Consider the following 9,998-nt stretch of genomic DNA (forward strand, 5'->3'; position numbering starts at 1 on the left):
CTTACGACATGCCAAGTACGAAATATGAAACGGTCATTGGCTTGGAAGTGCACGTTGAGCTGCACACCAACTCGAAAATCTTTTGCGGTTGCTCTACCGAATTCGGAGCACCGCCTAATACGCATACTTGCCCGATTTGCTTAGGGCATCCCGGCGTACTGCCGGTATTAAACCACCAAGCGGTAGAATATGCAATGAAGGCTGCTATGGCGTTGAACTGTGAAATTGCTCCGGTAAGCAAGTTTGACCGGAAAAACTATTTCTACCCAGACTCTCCGAAAGCATATCAAATCTCTCAGAACGATCAGCCAATCGGGCAGAACGGCTGGATTGATATTGAAGTGAACGGAGAAACGAAGCGGATCGGCATTAACCGACTACACTTGGAAGAAGATGCAGGCAAGCTGACCCACGTAGATGGCGGTTATGCTTCTCTCGTCGATTTCAACCGTGTCGGCACACCGCTCGTAGAGATTGTATCTGAACCCGAGCTTCATTCACCAGAAGAAGCGAAGGCTTATTTGGAAAAGCTGAAGGCAATTATGCAATATTGCGACGTATCCGATGTGAAGATGGAGGAAGGCTCCCTTCGCTGTGATGCGAACATCAGCATACGCCCGATTGGCCAGAAAGAACTGGGTACGAGGGCAGAATTGAAAAATATGAACTCCTTCCGCGGCGTTCAACGTGGTCTTGAATATGAAGAGGAGCGCCAAGCTGACATCCTGGATGAAGGCGGTAAGGTTGTTCAGGAAACTCGCCGCTGGGATGAAGCGCAAGGGCGTACGCTCACGATGCGCAGCAAGGAAGAGGCGCATGACTATCGCTACTTCCCGGATCCAGATCTCGTTACACTCGTTATTGATGACGAGTGGAGAGAGAGTGTGCGGGCATCGATTCCGGAATTGCCGGATGCACGTAAAGCTCGCTACACGAGCGAATATGGCTTGACGAGCTACGATGCAGAAGTCATTACGGCATCGAAGAAGCTGGCTGACCTGTTCGAGGAGAGTCTTCAATATACGAAGGATGCCAAGGCAGTGGCCAACTGGATTATGGGTGACTTACTCGGATACTTGAACGCGAATGGCCTTGAAGCGGATGCTTCAAAAGTTACTGGCCAAGGCTTGGGCGAAATGATCGGCTTGATTGAGAAAGGCACGATCAGTTCCAAAATCGCCAAGACGGTCTTCAAAGAGATGCTGGAGACGGGCAAAGCTCCTCAGGCTATTGTTGAAGAGAAGGGACTTGTCCAAATTAGTGATGAAGGCGCCATTAAATCTGTCGTCGAGCAAGTAATCGCAAACAACCCACAATCGGTTGAAGATTACCGTGCCGGCAAACAGAAGGCGATTGGATTCCTCGTGGGACAAGTAATGAAGGAGACGAAGGGTAAGGCCAACCCGGGTCTTGTGAACGAATTGCTTGTTCAGTGCTTGAGCGAGCTGTAAATGTAAGCTATAGATAAAAAATGAAGAATCGATTAGGGCTCCGTAGGACGGATGGGTAACATATCTGAACGTTGGAGCCAGGCATGGAAGCGGAGTGAATCTCCGCTTTTCGTGTAGATTCAAGTTATTTTCATGTAGTCGTATACTCTGTTATTCCGAAAGGGTAGTGAAAGACATGATACGTCAGTTGGATATGAATGATGTTGCAACATTGGATCAACTCTGGAACCTGCAACAGGCCGCATACCGGATTGAGGCGGACATGATTGGCTTTGACAAGATCCCCCCTCTGATGGAAACGGTAGAAGACCTGCATAATACCACGGAAACATTCTATGGCTGGTGGGATGAGAATCAGTTGGCTGGAGCGGTATCCATCGAAATGACAGGGCCTGTAATTATGGAGATTTGCAGATTGATGGTTCGGCCGGATTATTTTCGGAGAGGGATCGGTGCAAGTTTGTTAGGTCATGTACTGCATATGCCAGATGTTCATACGCACCGTATTGCAACGGGAGCTCGCAATCTTCCTGCGCTGACACTGTATGAACGCGAAGGCTTCCGATATGTGCGCGACGAGGAGATTGCGCCGGGCATATCGCTACGTCACCTGGAAAGAAGGAGGTAGTCGGATATGGAATTGCTCGCGGAGATACCTGCAAATAGTCCGTGGGTAATTGATGATTTTTCATTAACGCTTAGATTGCTGCTTGCGATGCTGCTTGGCGGCTTGATTGGATTGGAGCGAGAACAAGCGAATCATCCAGCGGGGCTGCGAACACATATATTAGTTTGCGTTGGTTCGGCACTTATCATGCTGTTGTCCATTTATGGCTTCTCCAGCTTCGTATACGAAGGGAATGTTCGTGTGGATCCTGCTCGTCTCGCTACAGCAGTAATTACAGGCATTGGTTTTCTTGGCGCAGGTACAATTATTTTTACGGGCAAATCAATCGCAGGACTTACGACAGCGGCCTCTTTATGGGTAGTTGCGGCGATTGGACTGGCAGTAGGTGCTGGATTCCAATATGCAGCTGTGGTGACGACAATCCTAGTTATCGTGATTTTGTTCGGATTCAACAAGGTAGAACAGCGTTACTTCGGTGGCAAGCGCACTCGCGTTTTAACATTAGATGCGGATTCTACTTCTGAATTTCTTCATGAGCTCCATGTCTTCATGGAAACCCATGATGTTACCGTCAAGAAGATGATGTTCCAACGCTTATTGAATCAACCTGGCGATCCGATGGTGGAGAAGCGAGCAGAATTGCAGCTCGTTCTTGGCGTCCCCAAACAGTTCGACATGTTCGTATTTGTAGAGCAACTCGAGCGAGTGCAAGGGGTTCGCACTGTTACCTTAGAGTAAGAGTCCAAAGCGATCCTAGACTAAAGTCGGTGAAACCTTCCTAGACTCAGGAAGGTTTCTTTCATTTCTGTATCCAACGTACAATGAATATAAGCTTAATACGTACGGTAGAGCGAATTCGCACAATGAATTTTGCTGGGTAGAGAAGGGAAGAGACTATGGTGTATCGTAAGACAACTCAATTTTCGGATGAACTTATCGTCAGTCAAGTGCAGCAAGGTAACGAGGAAGCAATGCGTATTTTAGTGGAAAGACACCGTCCATTTGTGATAACGTGTATTTGTCAGACGGTACAAGATCGTTATTTGGCGGAAGACATCGCCCAAGAGGTATTCGTGAAGGCGTATCGCCATATTCATTCATTTCGGGGCGACTCGAAATTTACGACATGGCTGTATCGGCTAACGAAGAACCAGATGATTGATATATTGCGCAAAAAACGGAAGGAAGGCCGGGTAGAATGGCTTGATCCGCACCATATTGCATCCTTTCAGCTTCATGATGTTGCTGATATGCCGGAAGAACGCGTGATGAAGAAGGAAAAATGTGAAGAGGTTCACCAAGCACTTCGGGCATTGCCAGAGAAATATCGTATGGTCATGGAGTTGTACCACATGCGCCAGCGAACATACGCAGAAATTGCGCAGATGCTCAAAATGCCAGTTAGAACGGTTGAAACTAGATTATATCGCGCTAAGATGCTGTTTAAGCGAGCGTGGCAGGAACATGCCGGATTAGGAGCTATGTAAGGAGGGAAGGACTTGGCTGAAAGAAAAGACGATCAATTACATGAACCTCACAATCAAGGATTCCGTGAGCAGTCTGCTAATAAGGAGCAGGATGAGCAGTTTTTGCGCAAGCGTCTGGAACAATTAGCGCGGAGAGAACGCATGTCTCATGCTCATGAGGATCATCAAGGATATGGCCCAGGCCCAGGAGCACCTATACCACCGCCTCCGATGTATGGAGCAATGCCGCAGAAGAAGAGCAAGTTTCTTTCTTTGTTTTTGTCCTTCATTTTCCCTGGAGCAGGTCATTTCTACTTAGGGTTAATGCAGCGCGGGCTGCTTATTATGATGATGCTGGCCTTGGATATCGTAGCTATCGTGTATTTTACAGCAATAGATGCGAAAGTGAATGTACCGCTTGTCGTATTGTTAGGATTAATGCTGCCGGTGATTTACTTTTTTAACTTGTTTGATGCCTTGCAATGTACGGAACGTGTCAATCATCAAGCGATGTTTGGTGGCATAGAGCCGACCAGACAAGGGCCGCTCTTAGGGCTTTTTCTTCTGTTCGGGGGAATAGTTATGCTGCTATTAACCGTAGATCCAGCGTGGCTTCGTTGGTTCTTTACGTATGCGGGATCCTACGCGGGAGCGGCTCTTCTTATTGGTGGCGGTATCTTTCTGCTTGTGAAGGAATCGAATAAGAGACGCTGACGGACAACCGAAGGAGATGGTCTTCAGTGGTTAAGGTAGGGAGAATTACTGCTTCGCTGCTGCTTGTCGCTGTTGGAATCATGCTGCTCAGCGATCAGTTGTTTGGATATCATACATTGCGATTGTTATTAACATGGTGGCCCTTGTTATTTATTATATGGGGGATCGAATATATTTGGACTGGCGTGTACCACAGCAAGCGGGGGGATAATCGTCGTCTGTGCTTGGATTTTTTAGGCATGTTCGTTTCTGTTTTTATTGCAGTCTCCGTCTTCATGATTTCTCAGCCTTCCCTGTTCCGGGATTGGGTGCGAGGCATTCAGTTCGACTTCTCCATGATGAAGGAGATGGCAGGTGATAATGGGATAAATGTCCGGTTGCCGAAGCTGGAACATTCGATATCAGGGGATATATCGAAGCTCGTTGTTCGCAATAACAATGGGGAGATTCGGATTCAGACTGGGAATGTAGAGAATATGGATGTTGAGCTAAGTGCAATTGTAAGCGGAGTGGATAGAGAGCAGGCGCAATCGCTGGCTAACCAATCAGGAGCATCCATCGATAATAAGCCTTCCGAACATACATTGACGATTACCGCGAACGGCTCGAAATTTGCAGTAGGGAATCGGCCAATCCGCATTGATATGATCATCACCATTCCGGCTCATGTTATGTGGAAGACGGATGTGATGACGAATAATGGGGATATCGCGATCCATGATATGAAAGCCGAAGCAGTGGCGAAGAGCAACAATGGTGATATTAAGCTGCTTAATATTGAAGCCCCAGTACAGGGGGAGACACTGAATGGTAATCTTTTTGTGCAAAATATTCGTGGTGATGCCAAAGTATCTACCATGCGTGGGGATATTACGATGTACGACATCAGTGGGAAGTCGATGGCGGATACGAAATCAGGAGATATCGACATTCATGAATCGGCTGGTGCAGTCCAAGCAGAGACCTTGAGTGGAGACATGCTTGTTGAGTCAGAGAACATCGGCGGCAACTGGAAATTGCAGAATATGGCGGGCGATACCGCCATTGGCATACCCGAGGGGGCTGATGTTACATTGCAAGCGATGAATCGTTTTGGAGACATCGATATAGATTCGGATTTTCCCTTTCATGTCGTAAAGAATAAAGTAGAGGGTACAATAGGAAATGCTACGTATCAAGTCAATTTGGACACGAATGGTGACATTAGCATACGAAAACGGTAACAGCGCGACGTATTAAGGATTGACAAAACAAAAAACTTCCACGTACAATGGACATATAGAGATTATTTTCTGAGAATCGTTACAATCTACGATTTGTTGGGATAACCCGTATAGAACTAATGTGAGCGTAGAAGGCGGTGGACAAGATGAAAACGCGGGTTCAACATGCATTGGGACATCTGAAAATGTCCGGAGTACGCATCACGCCACAGAGACATGCGATATTGGCTTACTTGATGGATGCGATGAATCATCCGACAGCAGATGAAATATATCGAGCACTCGAGCCGGATTTTCCGAGCATGAGCGTTGCTACCGTATATAACAACTTGAAGTTGTTTATTGAAGCGGGGCTCGTTCATGAGTTGACATATGGGGACAGTTCAAGTCGATTTGATGCCAATGTAACAGATCACTATCATGCCATTTGCGAGCGATGCGGCAAAATTGTTGATTTCGCTATTCCTGAATTAATGGAATCGGTGGAGAAATCGGCTGCAGAGGCTACTGGTTTTATCGTACGCGGACATCGGATGGAAGTGTATGGTGTATGTCAATCCTGTGTGGAATCGACTAAGGAGCAATAGGTGATGGTCGATCAATACAATGCAGAAATGTAAATGCGCGCGGCAGTTCATGCTTGCGCGCTTTTTTATTTTATCGAATCCAATGATGCAGTCTGAAGAAGTAGGAGTTGACTATATGAGAAGCAATGGAGTGGGGAGAGGTGCTCCGCATTATCGAACCGGCGGAAAGAACCGTAAAAAAGGGAAGGGAGGAGGATGTCTCTTTATTCTGATTGGACTCGCCATCCTGGCAGCGAGCGTGTGGAAAGGATGGGATGGTATCAGGGATTGGTTACCTGGTCAGAATAAGGCTGACTCCCAGATCTCTCAGGTAGAACAGCCCTTGATCTGGGATGGTTCCTGGACGGGATATGGGACGAAAGGCAAAGGTGAGAATTTGCTCATACCTGTTCAGGCATTGTCTGATAAGTTTTCTATTGTGTATGAGAATAGTTCCGAAACCGTCATTATGACAAGTTCTAAGGATGTTGCTTCAGTTGCGCTTGGACACTCAACGGGAAGCTTGAATGGTCGAGCTAAACAGTGGTCAGCTGCTGCTGAACAAATTGGCGGCGACATTTATGTTCCAATGACTGCGTTGAAGGAAGTATACGGCTTGCGTGCGAAGCAGTACACTTCGAATGGTGCGGTTCAACTAAGCACACCGGGGCAGACTCTTCAACAGGGGATCGTCATTCAGCAAAAGGATGATGCCCAAATAGCCTTGCGTGAAAATGCTAGTAATCAAGCTCCCTCCTTAGAGAAGCTTGCAAGTGGAACGCAAGTCACGGTCTGGGGTGAAGAGGGAGACTGGCTCCGGATTGAGGCGGAAGGCGGCAATGTCGGTTATATTGCTAAAGACGAGATTCAGCGTAAGGGAAGTGTAGCAGTTCCTTCAATCTCGCCAGCGCCTGTTCCTGCGTTTGTAAAGGAGAAGCGACCAGTAAGCTTGGCTTGGGAAGCTGTGTACTCCCGTAATCCGGATCCGACCAAGCTGCCCGCGATGCCAGGGACGAATGTTATTAGCCCAACGTGGTTCAGCTTGGCTGACAACGAGGGAAATGTAGATGAGAAGGCAGATCCGCGTCTTGTACAATGGGCGCATCAGAATGGGAAGCAGGTATGGGCGCTGTACAGCAACAGCTTTGATCCAGACCGAACTACAGCCTCGCTTGCAACCTTCGACAAACGTAACCGAACGATAGCACAATTGGTTAAGCTCGCAGAGAAATACAACGTTGACGGCATTAATATTGACTATGAGAACGTAAATGTTGAAGATCGTGATAATTTAACGCAGTTTGTACGAGAGCTTGCTCCTCGTCTACATGCGAAGGGTCTTGTTGCATCGATTGATGTGACGGCGAAGTCTGGGAGCGGTAGATGGTCGCAATTTTTGGATCGGGAACAGCTGGCGCGTTCCGTCGACTTTATGATGGTTATGGCTTACGATGAACATTGGGCGACGAGTCCAACTGCTGGTTCTGTTGCATCCTTGCCATGGACAGAGAATGCTATGAAGCGAATTATGGAAGAGGATAATGTGCCTCCGCATAAGCTCGTGCTTGGAATGCCGCTATACACACGGATATGGACAGAGACAACTGAAGGCGGAGAAGTGAAAGTATCCTCTAAAGCTGTTGGTATGCAGAAAGTTCAAGATTTGATTCAGGATCGTAAGTTGAAGCCTGTTTATTCGGAGAGTGCAGGTCAGCACTATGTCGAATATGAGGAGGAAGGCGCAACTCAGAAAATATGGATCGAGGATAAACAATCGATTCAATCTCGCATTCAAATGGCAGAACGTCTAAAGCTCGGCGGAGTCGCTGTATGGGCCCGAAGCTTCGCCAATGAAGGCATATGGAACGTTCTTCGATATCGAAACTCTTAATCACGCAATGATACTTTTTATAAGTTAGAAATAAGAAAACCGTCTATCTAATCAGATAGGCGGTTTCTTCGTTAAGTCTGTTATATTCGGTTCACTCTTGCGAGTGAGGCTCGTGAAAACATAGATGTCAGGTCATGGTGTTGTGGGAATCAACGAGTCAATGCGTGAGAAATCTCTTTGTAAGTCATTCTTCCCTCACTTTGATACGGTAACTTCCTTCTTACTGTCTTGATCTAAGTTGCTTTCTGGGGCGATGTTTTCTGCGGTTGCCTTGTCCGGATCAAGGGTAAGAATCGTTCTACAGAACATGCAGCGATCCGTTCTGCCGAGTATTTTGGTCTGGCGACCACACTCTGGACATTCAAGAATTACAGCACTAGTGGACAACATGCCAGCCCAGAAGTAAATCGCGACACTTCCCAAGAGGAGTATCATTCCCAGTACCATGAATACTCCAGCGAAGGGGCGTCCTTGTATGCCCCACATGAGAATGCCGGATGTGCCGAGCACCATCATTCCCATTCCGGCTAATGTAAGTACAAGTCCCCACAATCGAAACTCATTGATTTTACTTGTTCTAAAAAGACGTTGTTTCATCGCAGCCTCTCCATTTCAAGATTGAAAATGTTTTCGAAGGAAGAAGGAAAGAGAGTTTCTATGTAGAATTATAAACTATCATTTGATGTAAAAGAAAGCCAAAAAAGCGTGGGGTCGAGAATGAAACATGTATTGGATAACTCCATAGATCAATTAATTGGTGCGACTACAGTCAGCGGTCTTTATATATTGGAACGCAGTCAATTGGATGCTGATATGCACCAATATATTGATTGGGATCGCTATGTGCTGGTTGTTGATGAAGCTTGTCCATCCCATCCTTTTGAGTCGATGGAAGTATCGGCCGATGACAGCTCTGTTGCACGCTGGATTTGCATCCACCCAGATAGGTGGGAGGAATGGATCGTTTCGGATGAGGCGAGGTCACTGCTTCCGTTTTACGGGCGTGGCAATATTCGCGTAGATCGCGATGGATTGCTTGCAAGTTGGCAGGAAAGATTGATTCAAGAAGAGAAGACTCCGAACCAGATGCAATACATGAAGACATATGCGCTGTTTTTGGAGGCATATAATCAAGCGAAGCATTTACGGAAGCTGGAATACATGCTAGACGCTTATCGATGTGTGGATTTCGCATTCTATTATTGGGCGTCGCTTGCCATAATGGAGCAAGGAGAGATGCCTAGACAAGCGTTATGGCAGCAAGTGAAGAAGTTAAATCTGGGTGTCTATAAGATGTACGAAGAATTCACTGCAAGCTCTGAGACGATGCCGCAGCGAATTGAACTTGCGTTGCTTGCTTGCGAGTTCTCTCTCTCATCGAAGAGTGTAGAATGCTGCGCACCATTGCTGAATTGGCTGAAGCAAGCGAAGGGGCCAGTTCCGATATCGGACATTATGCAGCACCAAGAATTCAAGTGGATGGCCGGTTATATGCCAGCTCTACTAAATAAGCTTACACATCGCGGTTGTGTAAAGGAACGTTTGATTGAGCATGCTAGTCCATATGGCAAGCTAGGGTATACTCGGGCCTATGAATGGGCTGGTTGACGGCTGCACAATCACAGAAAGTTGAGTCGCTGCATGACAGCTCATGCAGCGTTTTAACTTTTTTTAAATAAAGTGTTGACTTGGGTTTGAAATATATGATACATTAATACTCGCCTCTTCGAGAGAAGCACATCGAACGAAAGCTGAATAAGCAATCATTCGAAAGCTCGAAAAAAGAATTTAAAAAAAGTGCTTGACTCTAAAGAGTGAACATGGTATATTATAAAAGTCGCCGCTGACAAAGCGGTGAGAAAAAGAAAGTAACTGAGAGAATGGTTACTGACTGAAATTGTTCTTTGAAAACTGAACAACGAGCAACGTTTGTGAATGAGGTAGCAATACCTCGTCAAAAGATATGAGCAGTTCAAACTTAACTTTAACGGAGAGTTTGATCCTGGCTCAGGACGAACGCTGGCGGCGTGCCTAATACATGCAAGTCGAGCGGACTTGA

The 9,998-nt window shown here is 46.6% G+C and carries 10 protein-coding genes and 1 rRNA gene; 10 read left to right on the forward strand and 1 reads right to left on the reverse strand.

Annotated features, from left to right (window positions below; all coding sequences use genetic code 11):
- Window positions 1-8 precede the first annotated feature (8 nt).
- The 8 genes from gatB (at window position 9) to BP95_RS0109695 (ending at window position 7,939) form a co-directional block, all read left to right on the forward strand.
- Window positions 9-1,451 carry an Asp-tRNA(Asn)/Glu-tRNA(Gln) amidotransferase subunit GatB gene (gene gatB / locus BP95_RS0109660; RefSeq protein WP_021255271.1) on the forward strand — a complete coding sequence of 481 codons (1,443 nt, stop codon included), beginning with the start codon at window positions 9-11 and terminating at the stop codon, window positions 1,449-1,451.
- A gap of 175 nt (window positions 1,452-1,626) precedes the next feature.
- A complete protein-coding gene (locus BP95_RS0109665; RefSeq protein ID WP_021255270.1) occupies window positions 1,627-2,079 on the forward strand; it encodes a GNAT family N-acetyltransferase in 453 nt (150 codons plus the stop codon).
- A 6-nt stretch (window positions 2,080-2,085) separates the two neighbouring features.
- Complete coding sequence (locus tag BP95_RS0109670) at window positions 2,086-2,817, forward strand: MgtC/SapB family protein (RefSeq protein WP_021255269.1); 732 nt, start codon at window positions 2,086-2,088, stop codon at window positions 2,815-2,817.
- Window positions 2,818-2,975: 158 nt separating this feature from the next.
- On the forward strand, window positions 2,976-3,566 hold the full coding sequence (locus BP95_RS0109675; protein ID WP_028532022.1) for an RNA polymerase sigma factor: 591 nt from the start codon (window positions 2,976-2,978) through the stop codon (window positions 3,564-3,566).
- A gap of 12 nt (window positions 3,567-3,578) precedes the next feature.
- The gene (locus tag BP95_RS0109680; protein ID WP_021255267.1) at window positions 3,579-4,259 is read left to right on the forward strand and encodes a DUF6677 family protein; all 681 of its coding nucleotides are present in this window, start codon (window positions 3,579-3,581) and stop codon (window positions 4,257-4,259) included.
- A 26-nt stretch (window positions 4,260-4,285) separates the two neighbouring features.
- Entirely contained in the window at window positions 4,286-5,482 is a 1,197-nt protein-coding gene (locus tag BP95_RS0109685) for a DUF4097 family beta strand repeat-containing protein (protein ID WP_028532023.1), read from the forward strand.
- A 146-nt stretch (window positions 5,483-5,628) separates the two neighbouring features.
- Window positions 5,629-6,069 (forward strand): peroxide-responsive transcriptional repressor PerR, encoded by a 441-nt coding sequence (gene perR / locus BP95_RS0109690; RefSeq protein WP_021255265.1) that lies wholly within the window; start codon window positions 5,629-5,631, stop codon window positions 6,067-6,069.
- A 115-nt stretch (window positions 6,070-6,184) separates the two neighbouring features.
- Window positions 6,185-7,939, forward strand: coding sequence for a glycosyl hydrolase family 18 protein (locus BP95_RS0109695; RefSeq protein ID WP_028532024.1), 1,755 nt, complete (start codon window positions 6,185-6,187; stop codon window positions 7,937-7,939).
- Between the two features lie 195 nt (window positions 7,940-8,134).
- On the opposite strand, the gene BP95_RS0109700 is transcribed toward BP95_RS0109695, so the two are convergent.
- Window positions 8,135-8,536 (reverse strand): DUF2614 family zinc ribbon-containing protein, encoded by a 402-nt coding sequence (locus tag BP95_RS0109700; RefSeq protein WP_028532025.1) that lies wholly within the window; start codon window positions 8,534-8,536, stop codon window positions 8,135-8,137.
- Window positions 8,537-8,656: 120 nt separating this feature from the next.
- On the opposite strand from BP95_RS0109700, the gene BP95_RS0109705 reads away from it, so the two are divergent.
- Window positions 8,657-9,547, forward strand: a complete 891-nt coding sequence (locus BP95_RS0109705) for a hypothetical protein (protein ID WP_021255262.1) — start codon at window positions 8,657-8,659, stop codon at window positions 9,545-9,547.
- 376 nt (window positions 9,548-9,923) lie between these two features.
- Window positions 9,924-9,998, forward strand: a 16S ribosomal RNA gene (locus BP95_RS0109710); the annotation flags it as partial.

It is taken from the genome of Paenibacillus sp. UNC217MF, assembly GCF_000686865.1.
GTDB classification, from domain to species: domain Bacteria; phylum Bacillota; class Bacilli; order Paenibacillales; family Paenibacillaceae; genus Paenibacillus_B; species Paenibacillus_B suaedae.

Bases quoted from the DNA above. Each gene is read 5' to 3' on its own strand.
- gatB (WP_021255271.1), top strand. From the start codon at position 9: ATGCCAAGTACGAAATATGAAACGGTCATTGGCTTGGAAGTGCACGTT.
- BP95_RS0109665 (WP_021255270.1), top strand. From the start codon at position 1,627: ATGATACGTCAGTTGGATATGAATGATGTTGCAACATTGGATCAACTC.
- BP95_RS0109670 (WP_021255269.1), top strand. From the start codon at position 2,086: ATGGAATTGCTCGCGGAGATACCTGCAAATAGTCCGTGGGTAATTGAT.
- BP95_RS0109675 (WP_028532022.1), top strand. From the start codon at position 2,976: ATGGTGTATCGTAAGACAACTCAATTTTCGGATGAACTTATCGTCAGT.
- perR (WP_021255265.1), top strand. From the start codon at position 5,629: ATGAAAACGCGGGTTCAACATGCATTGGGACATCTGAAAATGTCCGGA.
- BP95_RS0109695 (WP_028532024.1), top strand. From the start codon at position 6,185: ATGAGAAGCAATGGAGTGGGGAGAGGTGCTCCGCATTATCGAACCGGC.
- BP95_RS0109700 (WP_028532025.1), bottom strand. From the start codon at position 8,536: ATGAAACAACGTCTTTTTAGAACAAGTAAAATCAATGAGTTTCGATTG.
- BP95_RS0109705 (WP_021255262.1), top strand. From the start codon at position 8,657: ATGAAACATGTATTGGATAACTCCATAGATCAATTAATTGGTGCGACT.